At 56.2% G+C, this 17,837-nt stretch carries 16 protein-coding genes, 1 rRNA gene and 3 pseudogenes; 12 read left to right on the top strand and 8 right to left on the bottom strand.

Going from position 1 to position 17,837, the window contains the following annotated elements; translation table 11 throughout:
• Positions 1–133 precede the first annotated feature (133 nt).
• The 3 genes and pseudogenes from phaC (at position 134) to ACEN8Q_RS00865 (ending at position 2,710) form a co-directional block, all read left to right on the top strand.
• Positions 134–1,837 (top strand): class I poly(R)-hydroxyalkanoic acid synthase, encoded by a 1,704-nt coding sequence (gene phaC / locus ACEN8Q_RS00875; protein WP_413422497.1) that lies wholly within the window; start codon positions 134–136, stop codon positions 1,835–1,837.
• A 107-nt stretch (positions 1,838–1,944) separates the two neighbouring features.
• Positions 1,945–2,064: pseudogene (locus ACEN8Q_RS00870) on the top strand (AAA family ATPase); the annotation flags it as partial.
• A gap of 379 nt (positions 2,065–2,443) precedes the next feature.
• Positions 2,444–2,710 (top strand): hypothetical protein, encoded by a 267-nt coding sequence (locus ACEN8Q_RS00865; RefSeq protein ID WP_413704326.1) that lies wholly within the window; start codon positions 2,444–2,446, stop codon positions 2,708–2,710.
• A gap of 52 nt (positions 2,711–2,762) precedes the next feature.
• Here the strand turns inward: ACEN8Q_RS00865 and rrf are convergent.
• Positions 2,763–2,878 (bottom strand): 5S ribosomal RNA (gene rrf / locus ACEN8Q_RS00860).
• Positions 2,879–3,190: 312 nt separating this feature from the next.
• Between rrf and ACEN8Q_RS00855 the strand changes: the two genes are divergently transcribed.
• On the top strand, positions 3,191–3,391 hold the full coding sequence (locus ACEN8Q_RS00855) for a hypothetical protein (protein WP_413704325.1): 201 nt from the start codon (positions 3,191–3,193) through the stop codon (positions 3,389–3,391).
• A gap of 63 nt (positions 3,392–3,454) precedes the next feature.
• On the opposite strand, the pseudogene ACEN8Q_RS00850 reads toward ACEN8Q_RS00855, so the two are convergent.
• A pseudogene (locus ACEN8Q_RS00850) lies at positions 3,455–3,610 on the bottom strand (MerR family transcriptional regulator); the annotation flags it as partial.
• A gap of 165 nt (positions 3,611–3,775) precedes the next feature.
• On the opposite strand from ACEN8Q_RS00850, the gene ACEN8Q_RS00845 reads away from it, so the two are divergent.
• Together ACEN8Q_RS00845 and ACEN8Q_RS00840 are read left to right on the top strand one after the other, a co-directional pair.
• Positions 3,776–4,000: a GDCCVxC domain-containing (seleno)protein gene (locus ACEN8Q_RS00845; RefSeq protein WP_413704324.1), complete on the top strand. Its 225-nt coding sequence runs from the start codon at positions 3,776–3,778 to the stop codon at positions 3,998–4,000.
• Positions 4,001–4,431: 431 nt separating this feature from the next.
• Positions 4,432–4,794 (top strand): NUDIX hydrolase, encoded by a 363-nt coding sequence (locus tag ACEN8Q_RS00840; protein ID WP_120130105.1) that lies wholly within the window; start codon positions 4,432–4,434, stop codon positions 4,792–4,794.
• A 166-nt stretch (positions 4,795–4,960) separates the two neighbouring features.
• Here the strand turns inward: ACEN8Q_RS00840 and acs are convergent, their stop codons facing one another.
• The 5 genes and pseudogenes from acs to gabT form a co-directional block, all read right to left on the bottom strand.
• Positions 4,961–6,916, bottom strand: coding sequence for an acetate--CoA ligase (gene acs / locus ACEN8Q_RS00835; protein ID WP_413704323.1), 1,956 nt, complete (start codon positions 6,914–6,916; stop codon positions 4,961–4,963).
• Between the two features lie 185 nt (positions 6,917–7,101).
• Positions 7,102–7,470: pseudogene (locus ACEN8Q_RS00830) on the bottom strand (TonB-dependent receptor domain-containing protein); the annotation flags it as partial.
• A gap of 188 nt (positions 7,471–7,658) precedes the next feature.
• Complete coding sequence (locus tag ACEN8Q_RS00825) at positions 7,659–8,147, bottom strand: Lrp/AsnC family transcriptional regulator (RefSeq protein WP_008017091.1); 489 nt, start codon at positions 8,145–8,147, stop codon at positions 7,659–7,661.
• Between the two features lie 47 nt (positions 8,148–8,194).
• On the bottom strand, positions 8,195–8,851 hold the full coding sequence (locus ACEN8Q_RS00820; protein WP_413704322.1) for an HAD family hydrolase: 657 nt from the start codon (positions 8,849–8,851) through the stop codon (positions 8,195–8,197).
• Positions 8,852–8,944: 93 nt separating this feature from the next.
• On the bottom strand, positions 8,945–10,237 hold the full coding sequence (gabT, locus tag ACEN8Q_RS00815) for a 4-aminobutyrate--2-oxoglutarate transaminase (RefSeq protein ID WP_413704321.1): 1,293 nt from the start codon (positions 10,235–10,237) through the stop codon (positions 8,945–8,947).
• A 286-nt stretch (positions 10,238–10,523) separates the two neighbouring features.
• On the opposite strand from gabT, the gene ACEN8Q_RS00810 reads away from it, so the two are divergent.
• The 6 genes from ACEN8Q_RS00810 to ACEN8Q_RS00785 all read left to right on the top strand — a co-directional run bounded on the left by ACEN8Q_RS00810 (position 10,524) and on the right by ACEN8Q_RS00785 (position 16,808).
• Positions 10,524–11,450, top strand: coding sequence for a 2-hydroxyacid dehydrogenase (locus ACEN8Q_RS00810; protein WP_413704320.1), 927 nt, complete (start codon positions 10,524–10,526; stop codon positions 11,448–11,450).
• Positions 11,451–11,872: 422 nt separating this feature from the next.
• The gene (locus ACEN8Q_RS00805) at positions 11,873–13,213 is read left to right on the top strand and encodes an OprD family porin (RefSeq protein ID WP_413704319.1); all 1,341 of its coding nucleotides are present in this window, start codon (positions 11,873–11,875) and stop codon (positions 13,211–13,213) included.
• A 333-nt stretch (positions 13,214–13,546) separates the two neighbouring features.
• Entirely contained in the window at positions 13,547–14,404 is an 858-nt protein-coding gene (locus ACEN8Q_RS00800) for a GNAT family N-acetyltransferase (protein ID WP_008017097.1), read from the top strand.
• A gap of 60 nt (positions 14,405–14,464) precedes the next feature.
• Positions 14,465–15,172: a cupin domain-containing protein gene (locus ACEN8Q_RS00795; RefSeq protein WP_413704318.1), complete on the top strand. Its 708-nt coding sequence runs from the start codon at positions 14,465–14,467 to the stop codon at positions 15,170–15,172.
• A gap of 83 nt (positions 15,173–15,255) precedes the next feature.
• Positions 15,256–15,480, top strand: a complete 225-nt coding sequence (gene tatA / locus ACEN8Q_RS00790; RefSeq protein ID WP_008017102.1) for a twin-arginine translocase TatA/TatE family subunit — start codon at positions 15,256–15,258, stop codon at positions 15,478–15,480.
• Between the two features lie 143 nt (positions 15,481–15,623).
• A complete protein-coding gene (locus ACEN8Q_RS00785; RefSeq protein WP_413704317.1) occupies positions 15,624–16,808 on the top strand; it encodes an aminotransferase class V-fold PLP-dependent enzyme in 1,185 nt (394 codons plus the stop codon).
• Positions 16,809–16,891: 83 nt separating this feature from the next.
• On the opposite strand, the gene ACEN8Q_RS00780 is transcribed toward ACEN8Q_RS00785, so the two are convergent.
• On the bottom strand, positions 16,892–17,722 hold the full coding sequence (locus ACEN8Q_RS00780; protein ID WP_413704316.1) for a substrate-binding periplasmic protein: 831 nt from the start codon (positions 17,720–17,722) through the stop codon (positions 16,892–16,894).
• Between the last annotated feature and the right edge of the window lie 115 nt (positions 17,723–17,837).

Here is a 17,837-nt window from a genome sequence, read left to right as displayed (position 1 = left end):
GGACTTGGGCCCCTTGCTCCGCGCATCAGGTTGGCGTGAAACAACGCTGCCCGCATTCCTGCCGTCGCTATGCCGGAGTCCGGCAAAGCGCGGCTTTTTTCTGCCCGGCTCATCTGTATGGGCAAGGAACTTTATGGACAATAACGCGCATACATTCACAACCTATTGGTCAGGCCAGGTTCCGTTCATCGCGTCCTATGCAGTGCAACAATTGCGCCTGTGGGTCAGCACTAATCCTTGGTTTTCCGGGCATGAGCACGGCGCCTGGTTCGATCTGCCTCGCGAAACCCTGGACAGCCTTCAAATGGACTACCAGGTTCAATGGGGCAAACTCGGCCAAAAATTGCTGACCGGCCAACCCTTCAGCTTCGATGATCGACGCTTCGCCAGCGGTAACTGGAGTGATCCACTGTTCGGCTCCCTCGCTGCGTTTTACCTGCTCAACTCCAGCTTTCTCCTGAAACTGCTCGACAAACTGCTGATCGACGAAAAGAAACCGCGCCAACGCCTGCGCTATCTGGTCGAGCAAGCCATTGCCGTCAGTGCGCCAAGCAATTTTCTGGTCAGTAACCCTGACGCGCTCCAGCGTGTGGTTGAGACTCAAGGTGCCAGCCTGCTCACAGGTATGCAGCATCTGCTCAGCGACATGAACGAAGGCAAAATGCGTCAGTGTGATAGCGACGCCTTCAAGGTTGGCGTCGATCTGGCCAGCACCCCTGGCGAAATCGTCTTCGAGAATCACCTGTTCCAGCTGATTCAGTACTACCCGCAAAGCGAAACCCAGTACCGGCACCCGGTATTCGTCGTACCGCCTTCGATCAACAAGTACTACATCCTTGATCTGCGTCCGGACAACTCGATGGTCCGCCACCTGCTGGAAAAGGGACATCCCGTATTCCTGATGTCCTGGCGCAACTTTGACCAGGAACACGCTGGCACCACCTGGGATGACCTGATTGAGCACGGGGTGATCGACGCCCTGCAAGTGGCCCGCGAGATCAGTGGCCAGCAGCGACTCAATTGCGTGGGTTTCTGCATCGGCGGCACCCTGTTGAGCACTGCACTGGCCGTACTGGCTGCACGTGGCGACAGAGAGATCGCCAGCGTGAGCCTGTTCACCACGTTCCTTGATTACCTCGATACCGGCCCCATCGACGTCTTCGTCGACGAAGAACTGGTGGCCTACCGCGAGCGCACAATCGGCGGCATAAATGGTCCCATCGGTCTGTTTCGTGGAGAGGACATGGGCAATACCTTCTCCTTGCTGCGCCCCAACGAATTGTGGTGGAACTACAACGTCGACAAATACCTTAAGGGGCAAAAGCCGATTCCGCTTGATCTGCTGTACTGGAATAACGACAGCACCAACCTTCCGGGCCCGATGTACTGCTGGTACCTGCGCCACACCTATCTGCAAAACGATTTGAAATCAGGCGAGCTGGAATGCTGCGGGGTCAAGCTGGATTTGCGTGCAATTGACGCTCCCGCTTACATCCTCGCCACCCATGACGATCACATCGTGCCCTGGAAAAGCGCCTACGCCAGCACCAACCTGCTCTCCGGGGCCAAGCGTTTTGTATTGGGAGCTTCAGGGCATATCGCCGGCGTCATCAATCCACCGGCCAAGCAGAAGCGCCATTACTGGACCAATAATCGGGTCACGAAAAACCCGGAGACCTGGTTCAAGAATGCTGAGCAGCAACCCGGTAGCTGGTGGAATGATTGGTTCAACTGGCTGGCGGGACACTCCGGCGAGCGCCAACCAGCGGTTGCGCACATAGGGAATGACAAATTCCCGCCTCTGGAACCGGCGCCAGGCAGTTATGTAAAACAATGAACGACTGCTGTGGGCCAGAGCGCGACACTTTCTGGTACGTGACTCTCGACTTCCTGGATGACGGCAGCGTCGAGATATTGTGGGTGGTGCCGAAACAGGAATGAGCGGAATCGGGCAACGAGTCGTACCGCCTGCAACACAGCAGTTTGATTGCACAGACGAAGATCAAATCACGCAAACGTAAGCGCAAGGACGAGGTTGGTACGGAGGAAGGCCAGCTATTTTGACTGTAGTTGTGGAGATGCCCTGCTGCATGACTGCATGCAGCAGGTCTTCCGCGGCTCATGTGATCGGCACGCTGCCAGGTTTATCCACAATTGCCGCTGCACAATCAGCAATCCGCCCTGGGTCAAATTTCAATCGGCAGGGTGGGGCAGTTTTCAATCAGCGCCAACAATCTCACCAAACCTGGAAGTCTTTTCAGAGTTTCCCTAATGAATTACTACCGTCCATTCAACTTTCACAATCGCGGGTTAATTTTTGTGAGTGAAATGAAATTTATACAACGTTATTACTACGTGTGACCCGCCCCCCCACTAATAAACAGCCGACCGGCAAGCCCACCCGACGGCACATCATTTGTTTCGGTACAAGGAGAGACGACCCATGAGCACCCCGCTCCGTATCAATGAAGCACTTTTGATTGCCGGCCACGCATTCGAACCTCTTCAATGCGTCGCCTGGGCTCCGCAAGACGGTAATGGCGAACTGAGCCTGACCGTCATCGACCGGGCCAACACTCCTATTTGTCGCAAACATATTCCAAGCAGTGCCTATTCCGACCCGGCGCAGCTGGAAAGCCTGCTGGAAGAGGTGCGAGTCGAGTTGAGCCAGGAGGGCTACAAGCTACAATCCTGGACAATGCCAGAGTAAGCACTCTCGCGGATCGCTACCTGTATGCGCAAATAGGGGTTTCGGAATTTAATCTTGACGATGACCTACTCTCACATGGGGACACCCCACACTACCATCGGCGATGCATCGTTTCACTGCTGAGTTCGGGATGGGATCAGGTGGTTCCAACGCTCTATGGTCGTCAAGAAATTCAGTGTGCCGACTCGTCTTTCGACGTTTCAGCAATTTGGGTATGCGATAGTTTGTGTGTTGTGCGAACTTTCGGTTCATTGCGTCTTCACACACCGCAATCTGGTGCTTCTTTCGGCTTTTTAGCCAAGAGCAGGCAAATTGCTTGGGTGTTATATGGTCAAGCCTCACGGGCAATTAGTATTGGTTCGCTTACCCGTAACGACCCGAACCGAAGTGAGAACCCCCACTTCGCTCAACCAGAAAGGCCCCCCCCGCACCGCTAGCCGAGACCCTGCTACGCTGAGAGTATACCCAGGAGGCAGAACGATGCAGTTACATGAAGCCCACGTCGTGAATGAATTGACCAATTACCGCGAGGTGAACATGGCGTTACAGGACGGCTGGAAGCTGTTGGCGGTGATGTCAGCATCGAGCGTGACCGACCCGGCGCGCATCCAAGTGCACTACGTGGTGGGTAAGCCCAAAGACAACGCCGCGCCAAAGTCGGGCGGATTTACCGTCGCGTAGGAAGTCCCACGCTTTACCAGTAACGGGACATTCGTTCAATTGGCCCCCACACTAAGCCCAGGTAATGAAGCGCAGCCGTTTGACCTGCTCCGGTAGATAGCGCCGATAACCGCCGAGCGGCTTTGGCGGTTCATCCAGCAGGCCGCGCCGCTGGTAATAGCGAATGGTCTTCACCCCAACAACTTCCGCCAACTTGCCGATACTCAGCCCTATCGCCATCACACGCCCCTTGATTCTGTACTGGGATACGGAGTGTAGAGTGACTCTAGGTTAGATCGATTCAATGGAGAAAACGATGACTCAACAGATCGGCGGATCCTGAGGCGTTAACCAAAGCGACGACGAAGGCGAGTTATCCCTCCATCGTGCACAAACGAGGCAACCATGAGCACCGTCATCTTCGAATCCGTGTTGACCTGCCCACATTGCGGTTTCGCCAAACAGGAAGCCATGCCCACGGACGCCTGTCAGTTCTTCTACGAGTGTGGCAGTTGCAAAACCCTGCTACGCCCGAATCCTGGTGACTGCTGCGTGTTCTGTTCGTTTGGCACGGTAAAGTGCCCGCCGATTCAGGAGCAGCACGGATGCTGTGGTACGGGCTTGACCTAAGTTTACTCGGTTTATCAGACGCCCCTAACGCGCCTCAAACCGTGGTTATGGGAGGTCAGTGTCATGTGGAATTACGCGCTGATGCTCGTGGTGGTCTACCTGATTATCAGCCTCGCCATCGGCTGGTTGTATACCATTGCGCTCCTGCATTGGCTTTGATCCAATTGGTGACGATCGGTCAGTCCGCATTTGGTACCGTTTTCGGCAGGTAGCTTTGTCCCGGATCACAGTCGTTGGGGAGTGCCTGCAATGGGTCGACTGCAGCCCTTCTGAATCGGTCATTCGCTAAGACCCCATCAAAATCTCTCACTCCTAAGACAATCTGGCACTTTTTTGAGTTTGGCTGGCTCTAAACTCTGCGTTCGTCGATAAACGCGCCTTGAAGATGACATTTTTATTACAATTTAATGACATGCCTTCCGGGTCAAAAGATGAAAGTCAGAGCTACAGTCATATGCGAGAGAGATAGGCATATCTTGCTCGTTCGTAAACCGAAGTCAAAATGGGCTTTGCCTGGTGGCAAGGTAGAAACTGGTGAAGCTATCGCTGGAGCTGCTGCTCGGGAACTCCAAGAAGAAACCGGGCTAAATGTTGATCAGCTCCTGTACATTTTTGAGTTCGATGCAGGCAACACACGCCACCATGTTTTTGAAGCATCTGTCCCAGATGCCGAAAACGCTACGCCTCAAAACGAGATCATCGAGTGCATTTGGCATTCTCTGAACACGTTTCATGACTCAGACACAAGCGATGCTACGAAATCGATTGTCAGGTCATTTCTACGCCGCCTTTAACTCCCCCTGGATCGTTCTGGTTCGCACAAAGGTTAATCGCCTCTTCGCATCATTCTGAGTGTCCACAGTTGACTGCGGCCCTTCGCGACAGGCAGCAATCGGCAAAGAAGTTCCTCCCGGTAAATGACCGGTCGAAACTTCATGCTCGACATGGCTTTTTTGTAGTTTATGAAGCGCTCATGGTTTTGTGGGTGTCGATCAGATGCTGCACCACACCCGGATCCGCCAGGGTGGAGATATCCCCCAGCCCCTCATACTCAGCCGTGGCAACCTTGCGCAGAATCCGGCGCATGATCTTGCCTGAACGAGTCTTCGGCAGGCCCGGCGCCCACTGGATGACATCCGGCGAAGCAATCGGACCAATCTCTTTACGCACCCAGTTTTTCAGCTCCAGGCGCAGTTGCTCGCTCGGCTCTTCGCCAGCGATCAGGGTGATGTAGACATAGATGCCCTGCCCCTTGATGTCGTGCGGCACACCGACCACAGCGGCTTCGGCGACTTTCGGGTGAGCGACCATCGCGCTTTCGATCTCGGCGGTACCCATGCGGTGGCCGGACACGTTGAGCACGTCGTCCACGCGACCGGTGATCCAGTAGTAACCATCGGCATCACGACGGGCGCCGTCACCGGTGAAGTACATGCCGCGGAACGTCTTGAAGTAAGTGTCGACGAAGCGGTCGTGGTCGCCATACAGCGTCCGCGCCTGGCCTGGCCACGAATCGAGAATCACCAGGTTACCCTCGGCCTCGCCCTCGACGATGTTGCCCAGGTTGTCCACCAGCGCCGGCACCACGCCGAAGAACGGACGCGCCGCAGAGCCAGGCTTGAGGGCGTGAGCACCCGGCAGCGGGCTCATCATGTTGCCGCCGGTTTCGGTCTGCCACCAGGTATCGACGATCGGGCAACGGGATTGGCCGACGTTCTTGTAGTACCAGTCCCAGGCTTCCGGGTTGATCGGCTCGCCGACCGAACCCAACAGGCGCAGGCTGCTGCCGTCAGCGCCTTCGACAGCCGCCGTGCCCGAGGCCATCATGGCGCGGATCGCGGTCGGTGCGGTGTAGAGGATGTTGACCTTGTGCTTGTCGACGATCTTCGCCACCCGGGTGATGTCCGGGTAGTTCGGCACGCCTTCGAACAGCAGCGTGGTCGCGCCGTTGGCCAGCGGGCCGTAGACGATATAACTGTGGCCGGTGACCCAGCCGACGTCGGCGGTGCACCAGTAGATTTCACCCGGACGATAGTCGAACACGCGCTCGTGGGTCATGGCCGCGTACAGCAAGTAGCCGCCGGTGGTGTGCTGCACCCCCTTCGGCTTGCCGGTGGAACCGGAGGTGTACAGGATGAACAGCGCTTCTTCGGCGCCCATCTCTTTCGGCGCGCAAACGGTGCCGGCCACTTTCATCAGGTCCTCGAACCAGATGTCGCGATGCTGGTTCCACTTGATGTCGCCACCGGTGCGCTTGCACACGATGACTTTCTGGATGCTGCTGGTTTCCGGGTTGGTCAGTGCGTCGTCGACGTTGGCCTTGAGCGGGATCTTCTTGCCGGCACGAATGCCTTCGTCGGCCGTGATCACCACTTTCGAGCGGCAGTCGATGATGCGACCGGCCAGGGCTTCCGGCGAGAACCCGCCGAACACCACCGAGTGAATCGCACCGATCCGGGTACAGGCCAGCATGGCGACCACGGCTTCGGGGATCATCGGCATATAGATAGTCACCACGTCGCCGCGGTGCACGTCCTGGCCACGCAGGGCGTTGGCGAACTTGCAGACTTGCTCGTGCAGTTCACGGTAAGTGATGTTGCGGCTTTCGGCAGGGTCATCGCCCTCCCAGATGATCGCGACCTGATCGCCGCGCTCGGCCAGATGACGGTCCAGGCAGTTGTAGGAAACGTTCAGGGTGCCGTCGGCGAACCATTTGATGTCGACATGGTGATCGTCGAAGGAAGTCTGCTTCACCGTGGTGAAAGGCTTGATCCAGTCGAGGCGCTTGGCTTGCTCGCGCCAGAAGCCGTCCGGGTTGACGACCGACTGCTGGTACATGGCCTTGTAGGTCGCCTCGTCGGTCAGCGTATTGGCCAGAACCTCGGGACGAACGGGATACAGGGAAGCCGCACTCATCTTTCTTACCTCGGTGGAATAGTTGTTTTTGTTAAATGTTTGGCACTGATTAAACGTGCACGGCTCGCAAGCGCTACAGCCGACGTCTCAAGCCAGTCCGTGATGGTGTTGTGCTCTTTTAACGACAAGTCATATCCAGAAGCGGCTGAGCAATACCCCTCGCGCGCGCCCCAGGAAAGTTCTCCCTACAAGGTGTATGAAATACCAACCTGTACGGTTCTCGGCGCCCCTGGATAGGCGTAGACATTGCCGAAAGCGCCTTCCTCATAATCTTCGTCAGTCAGGTTCTTCACATCCAGGTTAAGCCTGATCCGGTCGTTGACCTTGTAGTAGCTCAGTAGATCGACAACCGTGTAGCTGCCCATCGAAAACGCCATGTTGGCTGTCTGCCCTGCGCGTTCATCGACATACTTGAGCCCGGTGCCAAGCCCCAGCCCCTTGAACGCGCCATCCTGGAACTCGTAGACTTTGAGCAGGCTGAAGCTATTCTGCGGAATGTTCATCAGCCGGGTGCCGGACTGGATGACGTTGTCCTTGGTCACTTCAACTTCGAGAAGATACCAAGCACATCAAGAGCCGGCAGGAATTGCGATTAATGCTATGAATCCCCATTCTCACTTAATAGCTCTTACTTTCAAATAAAAGTGCTAAATGCACAAATAATTGCACCAATATCCGTCTCATTGGCATGAGAGATTAAGCCGCTAGGGAAATCAGCAGACATGAAGTGACCGGAGTGGCATCAGTGACGTAATAGCCGACGCAGCGGGACCCCATCTTTAAGTACTGGGGATTTAATTACGATATAACTGAAGTACTTGGAGATACCGATATTCTTGTCCAGCAGCCCTTCGATTACTTCCTGATAATGCTGAATACTGCAGGTCATGAAGCGCACCAGGTAATCGTAACCGCCACTGACTAAATGGCACTCAAGTACCTCATCGACCAAACGAATATTGGATTCAAACTTGGCGAAGTCCTCACGTTTATGGTCGCTGAGCGTGATCTCAGTAAATACCGTGACCGAATCGGTGATCTTGGCAAGGTTTAGATGAGCTCTATACCCGGAAATATAGCCGGCCGACTCAAGCCGCTTTACCCGCTGTAAGCATGGGCTGGATGACAGCCCCACCGCATCGGCCAGACTGACGTTGGTCATTCGGCCGTCTTTTTGAAGTTCAACCAGGATACTGATATCAATTCGGTCTAGTTTAATTAAACCTTCCATCGGGTACCTCTTGATTGCCGTTCAGTTAGACAGTGGTTTTAGCAAACTCAACGTCGCAAAGATAGCTGATGCTGAGCGACCAGGTCAGCCATGCTAGTGATGTAAAATTCTGCTGAATATTCCTGAGTATAATTCTCATGGCCACGACGGATCAGGCACAAACCAGCTGCTTTTGGCGGCTGCGCAGGAGGCCTGGAAACCTGCAGAATATTTTTGGGCTCCAGGTTGTTGGCCAGCAACCATTCGCTGTCCTCCAATGGATTACTGGCTCGGGGATGCAAGTCTTCGGGCAGGATCCCCAAACGCTCGCAGAGCTGTTCGCGATCCTCGGCATCACGATCGCAGTACACCAGCAGCCGATAGAATTTGCGCAGATACAGCATGGCACCGGGCGCGTCCTCGAACAGCGACCAGTTGCATGCCGAACGGGCGAAACTCATACCCTCTTCCCAACTGGCCTTGAGCCCAAAACGCTCTGCCAGCTGACGATGGGCAAAGCACAACAAGCCACTGAAGCCCAGCTCGGAAAAACGTGGATAGAGCGTGCGCTCCGCCTCGTCAAACTCAGCCAATACCTCTTCCCTGCCTGGCATGCCCGGATGGTTTTCGAGCAAAGGTTGCAGGGCCGTCCAGATACCGGAATCCCGATCGACCAGGACTTCGTCGCAATCGATCAGCAGTGCACGATAATCAGTCAGGTACATGGTGTGTAGCCTCCCATGATGCATTCATCAATCCATGTGCTCTAAATGCCCTCGGTCGGCGCATTGCTACATTGCGCCAACCGAGACCTGAGATTAATCCAACACTCGCAACAATGCCGCTTCAAGAATTGTCAGCGCTTCGTCGATCTGATTTTCTTCGGTTACCAGAGGAGCAAGGAAGCGCAGCACATTTCGGTACACCCCGCATTTGATCACCAACAGCCCGCCAACCCTGGCCTGATCGATCAGTTGTTGGGTGAGCTCTGCATCGGGGCTGCGGACCTCATCGTCCTTGATCAATTCGATTGCCAGCATGAAGCCGGTGCCGCGCACGTCACCAATACGAGGGTGACGTGCCTGCAAGCGCAGCAGGCCCTGACGCAGCCGCTCGCCCAATACCTCACCACGCTCGAGCAACTGATCCTGTTCGTAAGTTTCGATCACCGCCAACGCCGCTGCACAAGCCAGGGCGTTACCGCCGTAAGTACCACCGAGACCACCAGGTAATGGCGCGTCCATGATGTGTGCACGACCCACCACACCCGATATGGGCAAACCACCGGCGAGGCTCTTGGCGACTGTGACCAGATCCGGCTGAATCCCGGCGTGCTGGAAACCGAACCATTTGCCGGTACGGCCGAAACCGGTCTGAATTTCATCCAGAATGAGCACGATGCCATGTTGTTCGGTCAGAGCTCGCAGCGCCTGGAGAAACTCCGGCGGCGCGCTAAGGAAGCCTCCATCGCCCTGCACTGGCTCGATGATGATCGCAGCTACCCGATCCGGAGCGACTTGGGTCGCCAGCAATTCGTTCAGAGCTTGCAGCGCCATCTCGCTGCTGAAACCGCGATAGGCGTTAGGGTATGGGGTATGGAAGACTTCGGGAGCGAAGGGCCCGAAGTTCTGCTTGTAGGGTTGGCTCATGCCCGTCAGCGTCGTACCCAGTAAAGTACGCCCATGGAAACCGCCACGAAAGGAGATAACGGCTGGACGATTGGTATGTGCGCGGGCGATCTTCACCGCGTTCTCCACAGCCTCTGCACCGGAGGTAAACAGCGCTGCCTTGTAGGCTTCTTGACCACCCACCAACTCGCACAAACGCTGCACCAGGTCGATATAAGGTTTGTAGGCCACCACCTGGAAGCAAGCATGGCTGATCTTTTGCAACTGAGTCTGCACTGCCGCGACCACCTTCGGGTGATTGTGACCGATGTTCAAAACGCCAATGCCGCCGACGAAGTCCAGGTAGCGCGTCCCGTCTACGTCCCACACCTCAGAACCCTGGGCCCGGTCGATGACCAACGGGTGTGCCGTGACCAAACCCCGTGGCACGAATTGATCGCGCTGACGGAGCAAACTCGGGGTTTCTTCGACTTTACTGTTCATGGCATCTCCCATAGTGAACCTGGCAACCGGGAAACGGCTGCAATGTGTTCCAAAGGTTAAGCTTTCGACGCAATTGTCTAAGCCGAACTTGGCCTCTGAGAAATTCGGATCGACTGTTTTCACCCCCGTAAACAGCAGAATCCTTCAGCTGTAGCCAGCCCCATGGAATCTGCCGACATGCGCCCCATACAACGCAACGTTATGCGTTTAAGCAGATTCTTTCGACATATCCTGCTCTGCCACTCGGGCATGCTGGATACTCCCTACTTAATGCGAGAAGCTACCCATGGCCCTGCTCTATAAAGCTGACCCGGTACGCGGCGAACAATGGAAGTGTCTATTCGCTGAGCACGCTCCGGAAATCGAATGGCGTGCCTGGCCGGACATCGGCGATCCGAAGGATATTCGCTACCTGGCGGCCTGGCAGGCGCCGGATGATCTCGAAACATTGTTGCCAAACCTGCAGGTACTGTTCGCCTTGTCAGCCGGGGTCGACCAACTTGACCTTGACCGCCTGCCAACGACCCTGCCGGTGGTACGTTTACTCGACCCGAGCATCACTCGGGGCATGTGCGAGTACGCCAGTTTTGCGGTGCTTAGCCTGCACCGGGATATGCTCCGTTATCGCCAGCAACAAATGGCTCGGTGCTGGCAGGCTCACTTGCTGCAACCGGCAGCCAAACGTCGAGTAGGTGTCATGGGGCTCGGCACACAAGCTCAACAGATTCTGGCCACCTTGCAGACCTTTGGATTCGATTTATCGGGCTGGGCACGCAGCGAGCATCACATTGCCGGGGTGGATTGCTTTGCGGGTACCGAACAACTTCCAGCTTTCCTCCGTCAGTGCGACATAGTGCTTTGTGTCCTGCCATTGACCGAGCAGACCAAAGGGATTCTCAACCGTCAGTTGTTCCAGCACCTCCCCAAAGGCGCTGCCTTGGTCAACATGGGAAGGGGTGGGCACCTGATAGAAGAGGATCTGCTTGAGGCTTTGGCCAGCGGCCAGCTCAGCGCGGCGGTGCTAGACGTACTGCAACAGGAGCCAGCGGCGCCGGACCATCCCTTCTGGCACCACCCGCAGATATTGCTGACACCGCATATCGCTGCGATGACCCAACCGGAAAGTGCGTTTAGCGTGTTGCTGGAAAATATCCGCCGTCATCAACGCGGTGAGTCAATGCTTGGCCAGGTTGACCGCGAGCGAAGTTACTGACCAACGACTGCCAACCCACCGGTAACAACCAACCGGCGCCAGATTTTTTACTTCTCTGAGGCAAATCTGGCGCTATACAAAGCAAACCAGTTATTCATCCCACTTTGCTGTTTTTGTGCATACCCACCCAAAAAAATCAGCCGACATTTGCTGCTGATCCCCCTCCCCGATTGAGTAGTTATTGCGGCTCGTGAAGTCGCAACTTATGCAATCTACCGAATTGACTGCACCCCATTGTCAGGTCTCGCCGTAACTGCGATACAGCCACCGCTGCGCAGCCCCGACTGCTGGTCAAGTCCACCGTAAGGCGCTGATCGACAGGACTCTCCCGGGTTTACTTCGCAGTGGTTTACCTGAGCTGCCGCAAGAGCGTTGCTTGCCGCGCAGGCAACGAACACTAATAAGAACTCATGGAGTAAGCGATGAACATCGCAAAACTTAGCTCTCTCTCCTTGGCTGTCATTGCCGCCACCACGCAACTGGCAATAGCTGGTCAGCAACAGGAAGCCAATGGCTTCATTGAAGACAGCAGCCTCGGGTTGCTCAATCGTAATTTCTATATGAATCGCGACTTCCGCAATGGCGGCAGCAATAGCCAAGGTACTAACGGCTCCAAGCCGGCCAGCGAGCGCAATGGCTTTCGCGAGGAGTGGGCACAGGGGGCCATGCTCAACTTCGCCTCTGGTTTCACCCAGGGCACCATCGGTTTCGGCACCGATGCCTACGCGTACGGCGGGGTCAAACTGGACACTGGCCGCGGCCGGGCCGGCAATGGCCTGCTGCCGATCAGCAACAACCGCACCGCCGAAGCTGAAGTGCCGGACAGCTACGGCGAGATCGGCGGCGCAGTGAAAATGCGCATTTCCTCTACCGTGCTGAAGTACGGCGAACAACGCCCGACCGCTCCGGTATTCGCCACCGGCGACAACCGCTTACTGCCGGAAACCGCTACCGGCTTCCAACTGTCGAGCAAAGAGTTCGACGCAGTTTCTTTCGAGGCTGGCCACTTCACCGCATTCAACAATCGAGCCTCGACCAACTCCGATGACAAACTGCTCACCACTTACGGTGGGACCGAAGCTGACAGCGTCGACTTCATTGGCGGCACCTATAAAGTCAACAGCAACCTCAGCCTGATGGCGTACACCAGTGAGGCAGTCAATGTCTGGCGTCAGCACTTCGGCAGTGCCTCCTATACGATCCCTCTGACTGATCAGCAATCGATGAATTTTGGCTTGACAGCCTATAAGACCCAGGACCAAGGCGAAGCGCGTGCCGGTAAACTGGACACCACGAGCTGGTCGGCAAAGGCGGCCTATTCCTTGGGGGCCCACAAGTTCACCCTGGCTTATCAGAAGATCGATGGCGACGAGTATTTCGACTACATCGGTGTGGACTCGATCTGGTTGGCCAACTCGATTCAGTACTCCGACTTCAACGCCCCCAACGAGCGCTCCATCCAGGCTCGTTATGACCTGAATATGGCCACGTTCGGCATACCGGGGCTGAGCTTCATGGCCCGCTATGTCAAAGGTGATCAAATCGATGGCACCAAGGCCGATCCGCACGGTGCCTATGCCAACAAGGTGGGCGACGACCAGAAGGAGTGGGAGCGTGACCTGGAAGCCAAATACGTGGTCCAGGCAGGGGCCGCCAAGGACCTGTCCTTCCGCGTGCGCCAGGCTACGCATCGCGCGACCTCGTTTGAGAGCGATATCGACGAAGTCCGCCTGATCATCGAGTACCCGCTGAGCATTCTGTAACGTTAGGTCCTGGCCGGTTTACCTGTGGGCCGGCCGGTTTTATTGAAGGTCTGCTCCACGCTCCCTTTACCTTGAGGCGCCCATCCGGGCGCCTTTTTTTCCAATCTCCCCATCAGAAGTGGCTTTTGCTTTGCTCCGCATCCTGAAAGTCGATCCAGTATTTGCTGCCGATACTGCTTCTCATTTGAGCAGTAAATGTGGCCTGCAAAGCTATCGCTTAAAGAATCTACCGAATCAATGGAGGCCTCTTGTCAGGCCTCGCAGCAGGTGAGATACAAATACTTTCCACGGAGAAATCCGACCGGTCACGCTCCCTGTATACGGAGATCTGTCATGTCCAACTCGCAACGCCCTACGTATAGCTATCGCCCCATGACCACGGCCGATGTGCCGTTGGCCCACGCCTTGTCCGTACAGCTGAAATGGCCCCACCGCCTGGAGGAATGGGCCATGTTGCAGCGCATCGCGCAGGGTTTTGTCGTAGAAGATGGAGGTCGCCTGATAGGTACCGCGTTCACCTGTGCGCAGGGAGATTACGCCACTATCGGCCTGGTGATCGTCAGTGATGAGTACCAGGGCCAGGGTATCGGTCGCAAGCTGATGGAACTGGCACTTGAGGCTTGCGGATCACGTACCGCCATGCTCAATGCGACGCTGGCCGGTGCCCCACTTTATGCCAGCCAGGGATTCATTGACTTTGGACATATTCAACAACATCAGGGGCATGCGCTCTCCCCTGTACCAAATGTTCTTCCAGCCGATGAGCGCTGCCGTCCGCTGACCGAAGCCGATAGAAACGATCAAGTCGTACTGGCCAACGACGGCAGCGGCCTGAACAGGCACGCCGTGCTCAATGATCTATTCGATGTTGTCGAACACTCGGTCGGCATCGAGCGCGAGGGTCAGCTACGCGCCTTCGCCATGCTGCGCCCATTCGGCCGTGGTCGCTGCATCGGCCCGGTCATCGCGGAAAGTCCAGAGCAGGCCAAGCACTTGATCGCGGTGTTGTTGGCCCGAGTTCCGGACGCATTCGTGCGCATGGATATACCGTCCGATAGCGGACTGGCCCCTTGGCTGGAAGAAGCCGGGCTGAAGCAGGTCGACACCGTTGCGCAAATGGTTCGTGGCACCCCACCGCAGGCTATCGGCGCAGTCCGCCAGTTTGCGCTGGTGACTCAGGCCATCGGCTGACTACCCCCCCCGCAAATCCATACAACGCCACACGACGCATATTTCTGGAGCAACTCCTTCATGCAAGAGCTCACTGCAGTGCTGCTGGCACACGCCGATGGCAGCCCCGTTTCAACAAAATTTACCCCCGGCTCGCTAGGGGCCAACGATCCGTTCGACAGACACATTGCATATGTCGGGACGGATGACATTGCTGCCGGCGTGGTCCAGGCGAGTGGACAATTCAGCGTCAATGAATATCCCTACAGCGAAATGATCGTGGTACACACAGGACAAGTCACCCTGCAGAGTCAGGATGGCACGCTCCAACTCAATCCCGGTGATAGCGCAGTGATTGCCCGGGGTACATCTCTTCAAGTCGAAGCGCAACCCAACTCTCTCTGGGCATTCTGCGCCGATACTCAGCTCGTTGCCGCGTGCAATCCCGGATTAACGCCTCTCCCCCCGCTAACCCTGCTATCTCCCTCGGCAGCACCGGATGCAGAAATCCTGCTAAGCCCGGCACCTCAATGTCGCTCGCACAATGTGTTTGTCGAAGAAGCGACCAACCTGCGTATCGGCGTCTGGGACTCGACACCCTATACCCGCAAGGCGAGGCCGCACATGCTGCATGAACTGATGAACCTGCTCGAAGGCAGTGTGACCCTCCAGATAGCGGACGGGACGCATCTGACGGTCAACACTGGCGATACAGTGTTCGTGCCCCGAGGCGCACCATGCGCCTGGAACAGCAGCACCTATGTGCGCAAGTTCTACGTCGTCAAGTAACTCGAACCGCCTTAGCGCCGCAGATGGATTTCTCCTTCACCGGCCCACCACAAAACAGATCAATCGCTTGCGGAGTACAGACAATGGGATTGGGTGGCTTCAGTACCGGAAAACTCCTGATCATCCTGTTGATCGTGATCATGCTGTTCGGAACCAGGCGCCTGAAAGGCTTGGGGTCAGATCTCGGCGACACGATAAGGGGGTTCCGCAAATCCATGGGCGACGATAAGCCAGTCACTGAGCAGCCCAGGGACCCACCCATTGACGCTCAGGCACGCACGCTCGAAGACTCGGTAAAAAAATACTAACCCCTAATCTATATCGTCTTTAGCGAACGGCTATTGGTGGTCCAGACAGCTCTGAAGAGATCACTAATCGTGCCATTGAAGCTCGTCGGCGTGGCGAATGCCCAAGCCCAAGTAAACAATTCAAACAGAGGTGAGAAGCGAGAATGGAAGTGCAGCTGATGTCAGACAAGTCTGTCACTGAGGAAGCATTCTGGGAGCGCGTGTGCGCAGCCTATCCTGAGCAGCGCCCCTTATTGAACCTGAACAACGCGGCAGTGAGTCCGCCACCGCTGGTGGTAGAGCAGGCTATGATTGATGCCTATCGGCTGATCAGCCACAACCCGGACGTCAATATGTGGAGCAAGCTCGACGCCGAGCTCCCCACGATCAAGCAACAGCTGGCTGACATGGCCGATTGCGATCCCGATGAGATCGCCCTGAACCGCAACTCATCCGAAGGCTTGTCGACAGCCATCTTCGGCATTCCATTGAAGGCCGGCGACCAAGTGCTGGTCTCACTGTGGGACTATCCGAGCGTAATAGCCGGATGGTTGCAGCGTCAGCAGCGCGAAGGCATCGAAGTGGTGACCGTCGACTTCGACCTGATGGACGATGAGAATGTCATCGTGCAAGCGTATGCACAGGCAATTACCCCGCGTACACGGGTGATCCAGCTGACCCACATGCTTCATTGGACCGGGCGAGTCCTGCCGGTCAAGCGCATCTGTGCGCTAGCCAGAGCGCGGGCAATTGTCACTGTGGTGGACGGTGCCCAGACGTTTGCGCAGATGCCGCTCAGCTTCCGCGAACTGGATTGCGACTACTTCATCACCAGCCTCCACAAATGGCTGGGGGCGCCGGTCGGCAATGGCATGCTAATTGTCAGGCGCGACCGAATCGACAGCACTTGGCCGTTGCTGGGGCCTTTCGATCCGCCGCCGCTTCAAATCGACAAATTCGACCACTGGAATCTCGGCACCTATAACTCGGCGATACAGGCGGGCATTGCCCCGGCTATCCGTTTCCATACACAAATCGGCACGCGAGTCATTCACGCACGCCTACAGGAGCTGACCCGCTACTGGGTTGACCTCGCCAAAGACATTCCTGGTTTCAGGCTCCACACGCCACTTGATACCGTCGAGCTGGGCGCAGTAAGCCTGTTCTCTATCGATCAATGTGATGCTCGATGGGTTGAACAGGAGCTTCGAAAAACCCACCAGGTGCATGTCAAGTTCCGCCAGATCAGGCACATCAGCGGACTTCGGGTGTCGCCGAGCATCTACACGAAGAAGAGCGATCTAAGCCGCTTTGTTGAGGCGCTAAAGCAGGTGGTTGCAAGCAGGTAACCCCGGCGGGCCAGGGGATACACTTGAGACCCGCAGAGGCAGTGGCCCCTGAAGGCAGCTTGGGTGTGTTCCCCCCACCGCTGCTAGATGCCATCACCCGAGGAGTACAAAGGGTTAACCAAATCGTAATTCTTTGTCAGGCGCTCGATGCTGCCATCACGCTCCAACTCCGCCAGAACCTTATCGAGACGCTGCATGAACTGGGGCTTGTAAGGATAAGCCGAAGCATTGAGCCGGGTATAACCAAGGTACCCCGCCTCACCGGAGAGCCAAGGTCCTTCGACTAGCCAGTTGAGATCGTTCTGGGCAAAGACGCCCTCGCGTTGCATCTGCTCAAGTTCCCATTGGACCGAAAGGCGGTCATTGATATAGACATCTATTCGTCCATGATAGAGCCTGGCCAGGTTGCTACGATTGTCGTTGGCATAACTCTGCTTCAGGGCCCCTGTAGCGAGCATGCTTTGGTAGTCCTGGTCGTCAATGCTCATGAACCCTCTGTTCACGCCAATACGCAGACCGCTATAGCCGAACGGGAAGTGTTCGACCGGTCGTATTCGCGCCAATTCTGCTCGCACAAAGACGACTACCTTCTCCCTCAATATAGGCCGCGAGAAGTCCATCCAGGGCCGTGCGCTGGGTCGATGGTAGGGTGGATAAAGAGCAAAGGCGCGGCCGCTGGCCACTTCCGCCAGACCGCGCGCCCAAGGCACAGGACGAATGTGCACGTTATATTCCGGCATGCGGGTAAAGGCGGTGCGCAGAATATCGGTGTAAAGCCCCTTGGCCTCATCACCCTCGGCATAGCTATAAGGCGGGTAGCCGGCGTCACAGAGAATGACCACGTCTATGGGGGACCCCGCCCAACTCTTGGCGTGCATAGCGCAGCCCACCAAAACCATCAATAACATCCGCATACTCAACTTCCTTCACATTCCTTTGATCCCTCTTCGCTGGCCCTTCGCAATACTGGAAAGAGCCGTTCGAAGCGGTTCCACTGCGCAGGCGCCCGGTAGGCCACTTTGAGCAGAG

Source organism: Pseudomonas sp. Pseusp16 (assembly GCF_047324915.1).
Taxonomy (GTDB): domain Bacteria; phylum Pseudomonadota; class Gammaproteobacteria; order Pseudomonadales; family Pseudomonadaceae; genus Aquipseudomonas; species Aquipseudomonas fluorescens_CD.
The sequence above is the reverse complement of the archived record's forward strand: the minus strand, read 5'-3'. Positions and strand labels throughout refer to the sequence as shown.